Annotated in this window: 16 protein-coding genes; 7 read left to right on the top strand and 9 right to left on the bottom strand. The window is 49.5% G+C overall.

Translation table 11 applies throughout. The features are described 5' to 3' along the window. Window positions 1-93 precede the first annotated feature (93 nt). Window positions 94-1284, top strand: coding sequence for a DNA replication/repair protein RecF (gene recF / locus AC27N8_RS20815; RefSeq protein ID WP_487069325.1), 1191 nt, complete (start codon window positions 94-96; stop codon window positions 1282-1284). A gap of 14 nt (window positions 1285-1298) precedes the next feature. Here the strand turns inward: recF and AC27N8_RS20810 are convergent, their stop codons facing one another. The 3 genes from AC27N8_RS20810 to AC27N8_RS20800 form a co-directional block, all read right to left on the bottom strand. Further along, window positions 1299-2870, bottom strand: a complete 1572-nt coding sequence (locus AC27N8_RS20810; protein ID WP_487069324.1) for a DUF4129 domain-containing protein — start codon at window positions 2868-2870, stop codon at window positions 1299-1301. Window positions 2871-3215: 345 nt separating this feature from the next. Then, a complete protein-coding gene (locus AC27N8_RS20805; RefSeq protein ID WP_487069323.1) occupies window positions 3216-4496 on the bottom strand; it encodes a glycosyltransferase family 9 protein in 1281 nt (426 codons plus the stop codon). Between the two features lie 192 nt (window positions 4497-4688). Further along, window positions 4689-5303, bottom strand: a complete 615-nt coding sequence (locus AC27N8_RS20800) for a superoxide dismutase (protein WP_487069322.1) — start codon at window positions 5301-5303, stop codon at window positions 4689-4691. A 464-nt stretch (window positions 5304-5767) separates the two neighbouring features. Between AC27N8_RS20800 and AC27N8_RS20795 the strand changes: the two genes are divergently transcribed. Beyond that, window positions 5768-6166: a response regulator gene (locus AC27N8_RS20795; RefSeq protein WP_487069321.1), complete on the top strand. Its 399-nt coding sequence runs from the start codon at window positions 5768-5770 to the stop codon at window positions 6164-6166. 49 nt (window positions 6167-6215) lie between these two features. On the opposite strand, the gene AC27N8_RS20790 is transcribed toward AC27N8_RS20795, so the two are convergent. Further along, window positions 6216-6578 (bottom strand): ArsR/SmtB family transcription factor, encoded by a 363-nt coding sequence (locus AC27N8_RS20790; protein WP_487069320.1) that lies wholly within the window; start codon window positions 6576-6578, stop codon window positions 6216-6218. Between the two features lie 267 nt (window positions 6579-6845). On the opposite strand from AC27N8_RS20790, the gene AC27N8_RS20785 reads away from it, so the two are divergent. The 3 genes from AC27N8_RS20785 to AC27N8_RS20775 are packed head-to-tail and all read left to right on the top strand — an operon-like array spanning window position 6846 to window position 9687. Then, on the top strand, window positions 6846-7547 hold the full coding sequence (locus AC27N8_RS20785; RefSeq protein ID WP_487069319.1) for a DUF8166 family protein: 702 nt from the start codon (window positions 6846-6848) through the stop codon (window positions 7545-7547). Window positions 7548-7561: 14 nt separating this feature from the next. Next, entirely contained in the window at window positions 7562-9307 is a 1746-nt protein-coding gene (locus AC27N8_RS20780) for an ATP-binding protein (protein WP_487069318.1), read from the top strand. 11 nt (window positions 9308-9318) lie between these two features. After that, on the top strand, window positions 9319-9687 hold the full coding sequence (locus AC27N8_RS20775) for a hypothetical protein (protein ID WP_487069317.1): 369 nt from the start codon (window positions 9319-9321) through the stop codon (window positions 9685-9687). Window positions 9688-9737: 50 nt separating this feature from the next. Here the strand turns inward: AC27N8_RS20775 and AC27N8_RS20770 are convergent, their stop codons facing one another. From AC27N8_RS20770 to AC27N8_RS20750, 5 genes are all read right to left on the bottom strand, one after another. Then, window positions 9738-10667, bottom strand: a complete 930-nt coding sequence (locus tag AC27N8_RS20770) for an ABC transporter permease (protein WP_487069316.1) — start codon at window positions 10665-10667, stop codon at window positions 9738-9740. Between the two features lie 2 nt (window positions 10668-10669). Beyond that, a complete protein-coding gene (locus tag AC27N8_RS20765; RefSeq protein ID WP_487069315.1) occupies window positions 10670-11647 on the bottom strand; it encodes an ABC transporter ATP-binding protein in 978 nt (325 codons plus the stop codon). Window positions 11648-11978: 331 nt separating this feature from the next. After that, window positions 11979-12296, bottom strand: coding sequence for a 50S ribosomal protein L27 (gene rpmA / locus AC27N8_RS20760; RefSeq protein ID WP_487069314.1), 318 nt, complete (start codon window positions 12294-12296; stop codon window positions 11979-11981). Between the two features lie 33 nt (window positions 12297-12329). Continuing rightward, window positions 12330-12671 carry a 50S ribosomal protein L21 gene (gene rplU, locus AC27N8_RS20755; RefSeq protein WP_487069313.1) on the bottom strand — a complete coding sequence of 114 codons (342 nt, stop codon included), beginning with the start codon at window positions 12669-12671 and terminating at the stop codon, window positions 12330-12332. A gap of 365 nt (window positions 12672-13036) precedes the next feature. After that, on the bottom strand, window positions 13037-13627 hold the full coding sequence (locus AC27N8_RS20750; RefSeq protein WP_487069312.1) for a TetR/AcrR family transcriptional regulator: 591 nt from the start codon (window positions 13625-13627) through the stop codon (window positions 13037-13039). Window positions 13628-13787: 160 nt separating this feature from the next. On the opposite strand from AC27N8_RS20750, the gene AC27N8_RS20745 reads away from it, so the two are divergent. Beyond that, on the top strand, window positions 13788-14714 hold the full coding sequence (locus AC27N8_RS20745) for a ketopantoate reductase family protein (RefSeq protein WP_487069311.1): 927 nt from the start codon (window positions 13788-13790) through the stop codon (window positions 14712-14714). A gap of 144 nt (window positions 14715-14858) precedes the next feature. Continuing rightward, the gene (locus AC27N8_RS20740) at window positions 14859-15896 is read left to right on the top strand and encodes an aldose epimerase family protein (RefSeq protein ID WP_487069310.1); all 1038 of its coding nucleotides are present in this window, start codon (window positions 14859-14861) and stop codon (window positions 15894-15896) included. Window positions 15897-16032 lie beyond the last annotated feature (136 nt).

The following is a 16032-nucleotide window of genomic DNA, read 5'->3' as shown; positions in this document are numbered from 1 at the left end:
GCTGTACAACAGACCTCTCATCCCAGGCAGTGTGCGCATCTTTTCCGGTTGTTTTGATGTTGTCTCTACAGTTGTCGCTAGATGGATGGGTAGATGTATCTCTCTCGCCTCTCGTTAACCGATTTTCGTAACTACCGGCAGTTAGAACTGTCGTTGGGACCCGGTCTCTATCTTTTTCATGGGGAGAATGCTCAGGGTAAAACGAATTTACTTGAGGCTGTGAGTATGTTAGCTACTGCGACCTCATTTCATGCTACCAGCGATCGCGAGGTGGTAAATTGGCGGGCGACAGACCACATTGCACGGCTGGATGGCACGGTACAGCGTCTTGAAGATAGCATCCAGCTAGAGATGATTGTGATAGATCCCACGCCCCCTACCTTTCCAACCTCTGATACTTCTCCCGTGAAGACGCGCAGTATTGAGCTACCTGCGCATAGTCCGCGTAAGCGCTACAAAGTCAATGGCGTGCCCCGACGGACCCTGGATCTGATTGGTCAGATGAAAGTAGTGCTATTTGCTCCGAGCGATCTCCATCTGGTGGATGGTGGTCCGGATGAGCGTCGGCGCTTTATGGATCGCGCTTTATGTCAGCTTCAGCCCCGTTATAGTCAGGCCCTGGTCACCTATCGCAAGATCGTCAGTCAACGCTCGGCTCTGTTGAAGCGTATCCGCGAGAACCAGGAAGATCCAAAGATGCTTAATTATCTAGATGAACAGATGACACAGCTTGCCAACCAGATCATCCATGAGCGTATACGGATGGTCAATGCTTTGAACGAGCAGGCGAATCAATTTCAGCAGGCGATCAGTGGTGGCCGAGAGCAGCTACAGATCAACTATCGTTCATCATTTCGCATTGATCCGAGTTGGAATCCAGTCGAAGCTCTGCAACATTATCGCGAGCAACTGCTTGAGATCCGCAAACGTGAGATTTCACAGGGAGTTTGTCTGCGTGGACCTCACCGCGATGAGCTGGAGTTTTTAGTCAATGATGTGAATATGCTTTCCTACGGTTCCCGTGGACAGCAACGCACGGCTGCACTGGCGGCGAAATTGTCGGAGCTGACCTTTATGCAAACCAGCACAGGGGATCAACCTATCCTCCTGTTAGACGATGTCTTTAGCGAGTTGGATAGCTTACGGCGCGAGTATCTACTGGCCCAGGTCTCTCATTATGAGCAGGTGATGCTGACTTCCACCGACCTGGAGAGTTTTCCAGAGGAGCTCGCTCTACGCTCTCATCGCTATCGTGTGACTGAAGGCGCACTGCTAAAAGAATAGCGTTCCGTCAGCACTCACGGCTCTGACTTGATGCCATAGCTTTTCTGTTGCAGACTGTGCCAATTTTGTTCCATACGCTCAACCTCGGCTTCTGTGGGCTGATCCTGACTATAACGTGCGGTGGTGTAGATCTCTGTGACCACCTGTATCTCAGGGGTCAGTAGCGCAAAGGGCTGATGTAATCTCTGCTTCAATTCATGGGGAGTCTCGTTGCGTTGCCGAGTGAAGCCACGACTGGCTGTCCATTGCAGAAAGGCACGATAGATGGCTCTCACATCGCGATTAACCGCTGTGATATCTTCTTCTGCGCCAGGCTGATCCTGTACAACCTGTGCCTCCTCATGACGCCTAAAACGGTTAAGCAAGGCCAGTAACAACCTCTTGAATTGGGACCAGAAGAGCTGCCATGACCAGAGGCTCTCGTGTTGATCACGCTGCACTTGTCTGGCTTGTCCTCGTTTGTTTAAGGCACGAACCATCAATAAAATAATCACGGCCACAGCTGCGATGATCAGAATGATCACGAGTGCTGATGCAAAAGTTTGCACCGCAGGAGGTATCGGTTTCGCTGGGTACTGCTTCAAATCGCCTAATGGATTTTGGGTTCCGTGTAGCTGTGTCGAAGGCTTTACCTTTCCCCCTAATGAAATGAATGAGAGTAGAAAGGCAATAAAACCTGCAAGCGAGCCGGCGATTTTGTCAAAGAGCTTTCCCATGGGAGCCATACCCCGTACGAGAGCGATGAGTAGCTCTGGATTGATGATAAAGCTCGCTAGCAGGGCGATAATTGCCAGAAAGAGACAAATCAGGCTCACCGTCGATACAACCAGACGATCCTGAGTGTATTTATTTCCGTCCAGCCCGATCAGATGCTCCTGGCGTACAAAGATTGAGTAGGCAAGTGCTCTGGTGAAAAGTGCCAGGCAGAAGAAAAGCAGCAAGAAGAGGACGAGAGCAGCCTGATCAAGATCAGATGTTGCTTGAATCAGAATGACTACAATGAAGATGATGCCACCAGTAATTAGCCCCGAGGTAACCGTGCCTGGCTCCTTGTTGTAGCGTGCGATGCGTATACCATAATAGCTTAGTCCGTATGTGATCAGAACAATGGCAACGCTGGCAAAAGCTGTTGTGTTTATCTGGATAAGATCATAAATAAATGTACCAACCCAGATCGGGTTCCACAGGGCCATCGTAGAGTAGAAACTTCCCCAGATTACAGATAAAATAAGCAATGCCTGGATGATCATGACCATGGCAGTCGAACTACGAATCTGTGCTAGTGAGAATCGTGGTTGTTTTTGTGTCTGTGACGTGTGATCGGGTAATGTCAGCGCGGACCAGGCTGAGACGAGAATGATAAGAAATGGTGCCCAGAGCGGTATAATTGTTCCTTTTTGGGTAAAGACATTTAAACGTCCTAAACCAATCAGCAACGCGGCAATCCAACAGCACTGCATCGCGGCATACGCCAGAGGCAGCAACTGCTCGCCCCAACTCATCGTAGCGGCCAGAGCACGTGGACCAGTGCCTGCGGGTCCAATTTTGATTGGATCGGGTCCTGACGTTTGTGGGGTGAGATCCATGCGTGTCGCCTTCCTCTTATACGCAATTATTTCATTCGTAGGTATAGTATATCTTGTCCAAAGTATAAATTCTATGGGCAAAACAGGAACCTACCAGAGATAATAGAAGCGGCTGTCTTGCTCATCTTACCTGATGATAGAGCGAACTGAGAGTGATAAGTTCTGATGAAATGTGAGAGTTATCCACATTTCCTGGTAGTTATCCACACTTATCCACAGTGAGTGTGGATAAGTCAATAAAAATTGCTAGAAGTACTACCTACGCAATCAGATAGGGTGTATAGTATAAAACCATCTATGTACAGCTTGCTCGCGTCACCTGAAATGCGTAGTGATGGAGAATTTTCAGGAGCTTTTGGGCAGATACGGTTCTACTTCTCGATAGATACTGGTGGGATCTATGCTATCGATAATATCGGTCTTGCCCCATATGACGGCAGCCTCGAGTTGCTGATAACTGTATGGATTGGGTTCCAGCGTCACTCCTCGATGCCAGGGGGTGGAGGCCCAGATGGATTTTGCATAGATGTTTCCTGGCAAGTAAGGGACGATCGTGGGGATTTTCAAGGCTCCGGCGATATGTCCTGGCCCAGTATCATTAGAGAGCGCTAGCTCTGCGTGTTGCATGATGATTGCCAGATCGTGTAGCGATTGTGTGCTCTGGATAGTTACATGGGCGTTCTGCTCTATCCCCGTATAATCCTGGAGCCATTCTGCGATGTCGGGTCTGGTGAAACCGAGGGGGAGATCTTTATCGGGTCCGCAGAGTACCAGAAACTCGATTTTTTGTCCGGGGATATGGTGAGCAAAGTGTTGGCAGATCAGATCCATCACTTCATCCCACTTCTCATAGCATTTTGCCAGCACGACCGATTGAAAGATACATACTATCTTAAATGCCACTTGATCGATATGCCAATCAGCCATTAATTGTTGATAACGCATCTCGTCATCAGTTAGCAGGATACTTGGCTGAATCGATGAGGTGTCAAGTGTGTTGTGCGGAAGCGCAAAAAGGTCCTCGATATAGTCGGCGTAGCGTCGTTCAGGGCCACGCTGGGCATAGTTGCGGATGCCAACGCGGAATAGGTGTCCCAGGATGGCTAAGGGCGCTTCCGATCTTCGTGGCGCTTGCTGATCAGAGGACGTGCATGTGTCGATCTGGCCATCGTCCTCGATGGCCAGATAGGGCAAACCATCGTGTGCTCCATGCAGATCGAGCACAACAGCACGCTCAGTTTCTAATGCAGGAAGTGCGAGCATTGCAGGTAGCAGCTTGATATCCTCGATTGTATGCTGGCAGCGGTGAACAGTAATCGGTGACCAGTAGGTCTGTTGATAACTTTCGGGTAGAAAAAGGTCGGCCGCGTCGGTATCGATCAGCAAATGAATGGGCGTCCCCTCTTTTTTGAGCCAGCGTAATGCCTCCAGCGTCCCCGTCAAGAGAGCTGTCCCCACGACACACTCACCCAGCCTGCCAGCTTTGCCTCCCAGCAGTATGATAATCGTTGTTGCCTGACTTAATAGTTGTCTATTGGTCTCTAAAAGAGCTTGCTCCTGGACTGATAACGTTGGCCGGGGATCGGCTGCGACATGCGCTAAAAATGCCAGCTTATATTCTTGCATCGCTACTCTCAAGGGTACTCATCGAGGAATCTACTCTCCGTGTGGGTGAAATGTGGCTGAAAATTAACTTGAGGAAGTGTATCAAACTAGAGGGAGAAGCGTCAAGCCTTGCTAACGACAGAAACCGGACCATCTATTGAGGAGGGTCCGGTTTCTGTTGGTGTCGTTGATGTAGACACAGATCTTGTATGCTTAGTTTCCACGAGCCTGTGCGTAGCGTTTGGCGACGACGTCCCAGTTGACGACGTTCCACCAGGCACCCAGGTACTCTGGACGGCGATTCTGATATTTCAGATAGTAAGCATGCTCCCATACGTCGTTGCCGAGCAGAGGAATGTTACCATCGATCAGTGGACTGTCTTGATTGGCGGTTGAAGTCACGACGAGATTGCCGGTCTTGTCGAGGACAAGCCAGGCCCAACCGGAGCCAAAGCGCTTCACGCCAGCATCATTAAATGCATCTTTAAAGGCGCTAAAAGAGCCAAATTTCGCGGTGATCGCTGTTGCCAGCTCGCCAGTGGGCTCTTTACTGCCTCCGGGAGTCATCGTTTCCCAGAATGCTGTATGGTTAATATGACCACCGCCGTTGTTGCGGACGGCCGTCCGTTTTGCCTCAGGGACCTCATTGAGGCGGGCAATCAGATCTTCAATGGATAGATTGGCGAACTCGGTACCATCGAGAGCGGCATTGACATTGGTGACATAGGTCGCATGGTGCTTGTCATGATGTAAGTGCATTGTCTGTTCGTCGATATAGGGCTCTAATGCAGCATAATCATAAGGCAACTCAGGAAGTGTAAAAGCCATAACACATTTCTCCTTACTCAAATATAGTAGGAGCGAAAATCTCCTAGTTTGACATTGAGGTCCCACACTACTCTATTGATTGCTTATCGAGCAAGCAGTGATGGGAGGATATTATCCACATGTTTAGTTGTATGCGATGGAGCGGGCTGTTGTCAAGCCGAAGCGTAAAATCTGTAGATGAAGGCATTCGGGATTGATTGGAAACTTCACCGCTTTATGATGCCCCTAATAGTATACGCATACGACGAAGTGAAAGAAGACAGATTTTTCATCCGTAACGGGGAAAATAACTCACGTTTGAGCTGAATTTTATGAAATAGTTGTATTGACTACGTCTATGATTTAGGGACAGAAACTATCCTTATCAAGTAGAAACGTGTTATAATCTGATTTGAATTTCGGTGTCGGGCGAAATTGAAGGGCTTAAAAATCAGGTACGTATTCACAAAAGCATGGAGCAAGACATGGTTCACAATATAGTGCAAGGAGAAGAGCAAGTAAATTTTAATGTGAAAACTATTTTATTGGTGGAAGATGACGAGAGTATTGGAGAAGTATTACAGCAAATAATTAAACAAGAAACTTCTTATATTGTGATGTATGCTATTAATGCCGTCGATGCTCTCCAGCTTGTCAAAGAGATTAAGCCACATCTGTTCATCCTGGACTATCAACTACCTAATATGGACGGACTTGCCCTCTATGATCAATTGCACGCGATGCCAGAACTTGCTCACGTCCCCGCTTTAATGTTAAGTGCTCTCCTTCCCCGTGCGGAGCTAGCCAGGCGTCATATTGTTGGTATGAATAAGCCGATAGAGATTGACGATTTTTTGCAAGCTATCGAGCACCTGATTGCTTAAATGATAACCTGCATATATCTATCAGGCTCTATCGTGAACCAGCGATATTTTAATTCGAGCTTTGTGAATGTAATTTTTCGTCTTGATTCAGCTTATAGTCGTCATCGAGTGCCTTCATCAGGTCATGGAAAGCCTTTACCAAATCGTGATTGCAGAGCTGGTAATACACTGTGTTTCCTTGACGGCGTGAAACGACTAATCCCGCCTTCGTCAGTTGGCTGAGATGCTCCGACGTGGTAGCTGCTGAAAGATTGATCGCTTTGGCAATATCTCCTGAGCGTCTGGCCGCTCTCTCCTCACCGGTCTCTGGATCAGGAGTCGCTAATAATTCTAAAATATAGCGCCTGCTTGTATCGCAGACAGTCGATAGGAAAGCATCTACATGTTTATCGATTTCGGGTGGGCGGCGCATTTTCCTCCCTTTCATACTGCGATGGATCTGATGTTGTGGGCATTTTTTCCTCTCTCTAGAGCTAGAATATGGGTATCCATGAGCGTTTATTTTAGCATAGGATGAAGGGCTTTTTGTAGTATGACGATGTTTGAAGCATGATCATACACACTGATCCGCTCAGAGGTACCATCCAAAGCCGTAGAAAACGCAGAAGGATCAGAGTCTGTGTTATAATGCCGCCAAACTATCTATGCTAATTGTTGCTTTTGAGGATTGTTGAAAACGATGAATATCGGGAAAATCGTCAAGTCGGACTCGCATATTAATTATGTGTGTCAAGTGTTTGCGCCGCGTGAGGCTGATATCCAACCGGGTCCGGCTGATTACGCCTTTGGTCGTTTCGTGCGTATTGCGCTACGTGGGGAGCGGTCGGATGATCCTGATGATATGCTCGGCGTAGCTCTGGGACAGAGTCGAGAACCAGTAACATATGCGGTCGGCATTATCTACGACACCATCTTGCAGAATCCTGCTTTTGGTGCTTTGGGGCCACGGCTCTCAAACGAGACGCAGGTCGAGCTTTTCTCGCCCGACTACATCTCGGAGAAGGCTGTCCTGATCTATATCATGATGCTTGGTATGATGGAGCAGCGCTTGCAGGCCGGTGGTCGTCCAGAGGTGCTTTCGGTGATGCATGGAGTACCTTTGCTCTCGCTTGAGCTGGATAGCGTGATCGAGACGATGACTGATGAAGAGGTACAAGCTTTTCATTTCTTTCGCGATCCCGTGGGCGGCCCAGGAAGTCAAGATCCCTATCTGCACATGGGATATATTCCGCACATCATAGCGCAGCGCAGCAGCCTGTTACCGATGGTGACCTTACGTATTATCGACCAACTAGAGCGCCTTTTTCCTCAAAATCTCGCGCTCCTTTCTATTGTCAAACGGAACTTTGCCTGGCGGCTTAAAGTGGAAACGACCGGATAGCGGAGGTGCCCAGTATGTTTGATCAATCAGGGATGATGTCTCCTATAAAGCAGCCTGCTATACGGCGTCCGGTTGGCATCACAAAAGGCCCCGGTGAGGCGACTCATGAATATACCTTTGTCTCACGTGACGATGAGCAGGTCTTAAAAAACGGCGAATATGTCTACTATGAGCTCATAGATCCTGATATCTCTGGACAGAATGGCTCTGCTGCTCAACTACCATTGCGTCGTGTCCTGGGACGTGTGATCAAACGCCTGCCATTGCAACTGTATCCAGATACCTTTCTCGGCGAGCCAGAGATTCCTCCGGCACAGGTTGCGGCGATGGTCGGCTACAATTCTCACACGAACGAGTTATATGAGCTACATGTGGCGATTATGGGATATTATGATAAGCCCACCGGCTCATTTATTAATCCCTGGATCCCGCCTCAATCGGGTAAGCAGATCTATCTGGCCGACAACTTAATGCTGTCCGAGATTCTGAGTCGCAAGCATGACATGGAGCCTGGCTCAGCCACGATCGGTTCATTATTGACACGCGCTCCTAACGCCGTTCCAGTTGTGTTATCGGTGAAAGATCTTGTCAGCACGCATCTAGCCATCATTGCTAGCACAGGCGCAGGAAAGAGCTATCTTGCGAGCGTCGTGATCGAGGAATTGATGAAAGCACAGAACAAAGCCTGTGTCTTGATCGTCGATCCGCATGGCGAATATGGGACTCTGGATCAGATCGCCAACTATCCACAGTTCTCTGAGGATGGCGATGGGACTGGTCGGGGCTATCGTGCCCAGGTGCAGGTCTACAAACCTGATCAGGTCAAGGTACGTATCTCAACGCTAAATATCGGGGATATGCGCCAGCTTCTCCCGGAGATGACCGAGAAACAACAGTATCTGCTTAGCCGTGCCTTGCGCAAAGTCAAGGAGACAAAGAAGAGCTATCCCTGGGGAGCAGCGGATCTGAAGCAAGCGATTAAAGCGGTTGCGCATCAGAAGAACGATGATGATAGCGAAGGTGCTGATGATTCGAGTACAGTCCATGCGCTGACATGGCGCGTGGAGCAACGCTTTGAGCACAGCTTTACCTTTGATGATACGCAGCACCTTGACCTCTCGGAGATCTTTCGTCCCGGCCAATGCACCGTGCTTCAGCTCAACGAGATCGATGAGCGTGATCAACAGGTTATCGTTGCCACTATCTTGCGGCGTCTGAATCAGGCTCGCATGGATACGGAACGTGGGAAAGTTCACTCTGGTGAATCATATCTGCCCTATCCGGTCTTTGTCTTGATAGAAGAAGCGCATCATTTCGCCCCGGGAGGAACTGAAGTTGTCTCGACCAGCATCCTTAAACAGGTGCTGGCAGAAGGACGCAAATTTGGCATCGGTGTTGGTTTAATTAGTCAGCGGCCTGGTAAACTGGATGCAGATGTCTTGAGCCAGTGTCAGACACAGTGTATTATGCGCATCGTGAACGAGATCGACCAGAAGAGTGTGGCGGCCGCGATCGAGGGCGTCGGACGCGATCTGCTCGATAACTTGCCGGCCCTGTCAAAAGGACAGGTTATCGTGGCAGGGGCTGCCGTGAACACTCCGGTGATCTGTCGTGTGCGTACCCGCTATACCCAGCACGGTGGTGAGAGTAAAGATGCTCCCGATATGTGGCAGCAGTACTTTCAACGCGATACTGAAGAGAGTCGTCGCCGTACCGAGGCGCCATTGAATGGAAATCGAGGCTTCAATTTATTAAGGTAGATGTAGTTCTCATGAAACAACGTGAAGTTCTTATTGGTATCTTCTTGATCGCCCTATTTATCTGGGGCGGTCTGTTTTTGTTTACCTATCAGATACGTCCATCAACGCCACTGGTGCTGGTCATATTTCTTTTCCTGCTCACTGCTGCCTTGATCAGCACATTTGCTCCCCTTGCCTACATGTTAGGACAACGGTTCCTCGCTACACGTCGTAATTACTCAATTGTTGGGCAATCTTTGAGGCAGAGCCTCCTACTCACATTTGTGATCATCGCCAACCTGATTCTGCGCTTACTGCATAGCTGGAACCTGCTTACCGCTATCGTGATTCTTGCCGCCGCTATCGTGATTGAAATCCTCGCCCTGGCACGCAAAGCATAAGGCTCTCAACGACCCGACGTTTGCGGGCCGTTGAGAGGAGGTAAGAACAATTACTCTTTGATATCGCGTCTCATGGTCAGGATGACGGCGACCGCAGCAAAGATCAAGCCGTAGACAACGGTGACCCAGATGGTATGCGATCCGTCGACGGTAACCAGTGGTCCGATGAGAATTGGTTCCACATGAAGGGATGCCGGTAAAACAGAAGGAGCCATCGCGTTCAAGTTGGGACCCAGGAAGTAACCTGTTACTTTGAGCCAGAAGTCGTTTCCCGTCAGCGCATAGCCCAGACGGAAGAACAATGCGCCAATGTTATCGGCTGGAAACCAGGCCAGACCGAGGCACAAGCCGATCGTCAAAGAGCGTCCGAGCACGCTGGCGAAAGTTCCTAAGAGGATTGTGACGGCTGTGCTGATTAGTAGGATACCGACGCCTACCAAGGTGTCAGACCAGAACTGTGGCGTAATGGCGTTGAGCGCATTGAGGTTGCCTGTGCCGATGATAAGGACGATGCCGATCAGGATGGCTTCAATGATAAAGGTGACAAGCAGTATCAATAATGCCACAATTGCGATGCTGGTTACTTTGGCGCACAGCAGTGTGAGCTTGCCCACACCACGGGAGACGAGTACGCGAATAGTTCCCATCTGAAATTCCAGACCAATCACATACGCCGTCAGGATCAGGAAGTACAGGCCGGTAAAGGCGCGTACAAAGCCCAGACCATCTTGTACGACCGAGTAGAGAAATGGCAGTGGCTGGCTATTAATTGCATCACCAATGTGTGGTCTCACGAGCTGGATAAGTGTTGTGGCCAACAAGAACAAGAAGACAATTATCAGTGGAATCCATGTTGACAGGCGGCGCGACATTTTGAGCAATTCTCCGCGCACGATGCCGAAGAATCTGGGGGTGGATGCACGTAATTGTGCGTGTTCGGCTTCGCTGAGTTTAATTGCTGAACTGATTGTGCTACTCACGATCACTCTCCTGATTCATTATTTGTTAATTCCAAGAAAATCTTTTCAAGATCTTTGGTTTCGAGGGCCAGAGTATCGGGCACAAAGCCGGCCTGGACGAGGAAGAGGTTGAGATTGCGCCCCTTGCCTTCAGGGGCGAGTGTGACCAGTGCGCCATCTTCATTAAGAGCTGCTTGCTTGCCCCAGGGCTGCTGCCGTACTAATTGAAGAGCATCCTGTGCCTTTTCGAGTTGCACAATGAATTCGCCTTCACCTTTGGTGATGCTTTCGATGGTTGTTTCTTTGATGAGCGATCCATGTGAGATAATCGCCACGCGTGTACAGATCTGCTGGATCTCTGCCAATTGATGGCTGGAGATTAGCACGGTTTTGCCTTCAGACGAGAGCTGATGCATCAGGTCGCGCATCTCTACGATACCAGCAGGATCAAGTCCGTTGGCAGGTTCATCCAGTATGACAAGATCGGGATCTTGTAAGAGCGAGATGGCGATGCCCAGACGCTGCTTCATACCGAGTGAATAGGTACGTACGCGATCTTTCTGACGGCTCTTCAAGCCCACCAAATCCAGAATCGCGTCGATACGAGCGTTGGAGACGCCTCCCAGTACCGATCCGACCGCTCGCAGGTTATCGCGTCCAGACATATAGAGGTAGAGTGCTGGTGTTTCGATCAAGGCTCCGACACGTGGCAGGACACGCTTGCGGTTTTGCAGTAGGTCTTGTCCGAGAATCTGAATCGAGCCAGCCGTGGGAGTGATCAAGCCTAAGACCATGCGGATGGTTGTCGTTTTGCCGGCCCCATTGGGACCCAGGAAACCAAAGATGTCTCCCTTATGCACGTCGAGACTGAAGTTATTGACCGCCATACGCTGTCCATACTGTTTGCTCAGACCTTTGATGCTCAGCACCACTTCATCTGAACGCTTTGTGACTTCCAGCTGGTTTGGGGATACCGTCACAGTAGAAGGCTGATAAACCATATATACTGCCGTTCCTTTCTGCTTTTGGATATATTTATTTCTTTTATGTAGATAATTATGTATACATATATGAGAGCGCAAGAAGTTTGTCTAAGAAAATTGCATCTTTCAATGTGATACATACTCTTTACTTATTCGATTCTAAGCCCTTCTTTGTTGCAGTTCTGTGTATATGTCTGAGAATGCTATCGCAAATTTCATTTTGCTCTTCCGACAGCAGAACAGCAAGAGGCTTCTCAAGGAGCTGATTTTGCGAGGGACGGAGCGCAAAAAAAGATCTTTTCTATGTCTTGATAGAAAAGATCTTTTTGTGGCTGTGGAGATCGATTGACTATTCGGCGACGATCGCAGCTTCTTCGGTACCGAGCAATTCTGCCAACGATGGGCGATCAGGGAATTCACTGAGAATGCTTACTGAACGGCGATCGCGGGTTGCGTGACCAAATTTGACGTAGCCAGGAGTCAATGCGTACAGCGTGTGATCACGACCGACGCCGATGTTCACTCCCGGGCGAATCTTTGTGCCGCGCTGACGCACGATAATACTGCCAGCGGTTACCAGCTGTCCATCATAGCGCTTGACGCCAAGCATCTTAGGTTTGCTATCTCGACCATTGCGAGAGCTACCCATACCTTTTTTATGTGCCATTGTATAGTTCCTCCGTTAATACGCCTGAGCGTCCTACTTCTCTTTCGAGACCAGGCTCTTACCTTCAGCCAGAATATCATCGATATGCAGAACGGTGAGTTCCTGGCGATGACCACGACGGTGGCGGTAGCGCTTCTTGGACTTGTATTTGAAGATAATCAATTTCTCACCGCGTGCCTGGCGTACAACTGTGGCCAGAATCTCGGCGTTTTCGACAAAAGGGGCACCAACATAGGTTTTATCGGTATCGGAGATGAGTAGGACCTCACCGATACGGAGCTGTGTGCCATCTTCGACTGCAAGGCGGTTTACCTCGAGCGTGTCGCCCGCTGAAACCTTATATTGCCGTCCACCATTTTTAATGACTGCGAACATGTTCTGTGTTTCTCCTTATAATTGCCCTACGCGCAGATCCAGGGGGATACGTAGGAGGCATGGGTGGCTCGCCTTCCTGAACAGTTCCACTTCATCCTGGATACTTTCTTGCTGTCTATCTCATATTTTTGGCTCAAAAGATGCGCCTGGCCGATGCTGACGTGCATAGCACAGTTTCTAAACCGGCCAAATCCAGCGTAGGGGGCTGATCCACATCACTAGACTGTATGTGGCTCTTGAGGGATAGTCCTCGCACTTTTAGACATGGCAAGGCCACGTCGTATTTGCGCAACCCCATGATAGCAGTGATGATAGCCACTGTCAAGTTCACAACTGACTGAAGCGCCATTTGAAAGCAAAGGATCTCATGTTTTTGGCTTGAGCGTGGAGGCTGAGATATCATGGAAGAGTTGTTGCAGCCAGCGGGCAAACTGTTCAGGTGGAGAGGGCTGCTCCTGCTCCAGCCACCAGGCAAGCGCGCTACATCCTGTCGAGGCGACTGTGGCAAACTGCAGATCAAGCGGTGGTTTATCAGGCTCAGATACGGCTTTGGGGAACGTCTGCTGGAAGTACGCAAAAACACGCCGCTGCGTCTGCTGACGAAAGCGCTGGCTCAAAAAGGCGTTCGCCTTCTCACTCATTGCCATGCGGTAAAAGTCGGGAAACTGTTGGATCTGCTTGAGTAGCTCAATGAGCCCTTCATGATGATCCCCATCTATGATCCCTCCTTCCTTCTCCAACACGTCGTATATATCATTGAGATGCTGCTCAAGCAGATCGTATTTATCAAGGTAGTGGCGATAAAACGTTGAGCGGTTCACCATAGCATGTCTGGTAATATCACGCACGGTGAGAGCTGCAAACCCTTTCTCCACAGTCACCTCGATCAACGCTTGTTGAAGTAGTTTGCGCGTGCGACGAACTCGCAGATCTTCAACGGCATCGAGCTTTTGCATCACTTTCCTCTCCCCTGTTGCATAGGCAACACATTTCGTTTCATTGCTGATTGACGCTCATTGTACCATCGGTTACGCTTTTTTTGCAACGGCGTGTTGGCTATGCGCCACTTTTGAGGAAATATCTCAAGCAGAAAAAGAGAAAGTGATAAAAATAAATATGAATATTCTGATCTATGGAGCGGGTGTTGTTGGCAGCGTCTATGCTGCCAGATTTCAAGAGGCAGGATACAACGTATCGCTGCTGGCACGAGGGCAGCGGGCGGTGTCGTTACGCACACATGGTATTCAACTTGAAGATGCATTGACCGGACGAAGGACAACAGTCCGGGTTTCCGTCGTTGAACATCTGGCTCCAACCGATAGTTATGATGTTGTCCTTGTGACCGTACGACTCGATCAGCTCCATGACGTCTTACCGATCCTTGCGGCCAACCATCAGGTCCCTATCCTGCTGTTTATGCTCAACAATCTGGCTGGCATGCGGCAATTTGAGCAACTTGATCCGCAGCGTGTCGTTCCTGGCTTTGGATCCGTTGGTGGTGTACGCAGAGGAGATATCGTGCGCTATATCCCTCTACGCCAGGTACCGATGATGCTGGGCGAAACAGATGGCCGTATCACGCCGCGCCTTCACCAACTCGCAGGGATTTTCAAACAGGCAGGCTTCAGCGTTAAACTGAGTTCCGACATGCAAGCGTGGTTGAAAACCCACGCACTCATGGATATATGCATCCTTACATCCGTAATGGTGTCAGGCGGAAAGAGCGCACTGCATGCGCGGTCGCGCCGCAACGTAGTGATGCAGGTTCAGGCCACACGTGAAGGGCTGCTGGCTCTGCGAGCGCTGGGTACGCCCCTGACGCCCTTCTATCTGACCGTGCTCTTTCTCTGGCTTCCTCGTTGGATCACCGTCATCCTCCTACAATCTGTGTTTCGCACGCGCATCTCCGGGCTTGGCATCGACCCTCATCTTGAGGACGACATGGAAGAGACACGTCAGATGGCACGGGAGATGATGACACAACTGCGTTCCTCACCTCTTGCCACACCGACTCTGGATCGCCTGGTGAAGTTCTTAGCGTGACCACTACTTTTTAGAGAATATTCCCTTTTGTAACGTCGTGCGCTCGCGTACGGCGTTACTTGGTGTTCGGGGAAGAGTGGTACTATATATCTATCACGTACGTCCCTTTTTGATTGTTTTTTTGAATCTGTGAGGTCTACATTTATGTCAATGGACCAGCTTGAGAGTTCTTTTGCGGCGGAGATTATCGACGATGCGGAGATTGGTTCGATTGTGCTCTCGCTCTCTTATGAGAACACGCAACATCCCGAACGTAGTCTGAGCGCCAGTATTGCGCCTGCGTTTGGGAGTAATCTTTTTCGTTTTCGCGTGGGGGAGCATGATATTATCCACTGCGAGCGCGAGATGTTGCAACATGCGGATTTTACGGGGGATTTTGTGCTCTGGCCGTTTCCTAATCGTGTGCGTGATAAGCGTTATACGTATCGTGGACATGAGTACTCGTTGGCCGCTGTGAAACGTCCACAGGGTAATGCTGTGCTGATTCACGGGCTGGTGATGGATCGTGCCTGGCAATATGAGTCGCCGCAGGTCTTATCCGATGCTGTGAGTGTGACCACGTATGTTGATGTCAATCAAGTGAGCGGTCACATATACGATGCATATCCATTTGATAGCCGTCTCTCTTTAACCTATACACTGACCAGCACAGGGATTAGTATCAAGTATGAAGTACAAAATCTTGGCACAACGACCTTGCCGTATGGTTTTGCGCTCCATCCCTATTTTTCAGCGCTACATGGGAGGGATGACACTTACATCCATGTGCCTGCTACCGCTGTCATGGAGGCTGATGATGATTTATTACCCACGGGGCGTATCCTTAATGTGACAGGTCTGATGTATGCTCCATTCGATCTACGCACTCCTGTACCTATCAGCCATCTGAAACTGGATCATGTCTATACCGAGCTCCAGGTGGATGCCCCAGTTGTGATAGAGTATCGCACGCCAGGTATCAAAATTGGTATCACTGGAACCGATGACTTTACCCATGTGGTTGTCTATACGGCAGGGCCTGATGAGCCTTATTTTTGCCTGGAGCATCAGACCTGCTCGACCGATGCAATTAATCTTGCTCGTCAGGGTGAAGAGGGTCAGCAGATGGCTCATTTATTAGAGCTAGACCCGGGAGAGTCATCCAGTGGCCTGCTTCAGTATCGAGTGAGCTTCGATTTATAGTATTTTACTGCTTAGTTTAATATATTGCCGTTTTTTGTATGCAAAAAACGGCAATATATTTCTCCAGGAGAGCTTCCACGCGAACCTTTAGGTATGCTTACCCATTCTGCCAGGCTGCCATGTCTATGATGCATAG

The organism is Dictyobacter sp. Z7_2 (genome assembly GCF_057551105.1).
The sequence above is the reverse complement of the archived record's forward strand: the minus strand, read 5'-3'. Positions and strand labels throughout refer to the sequence as shown.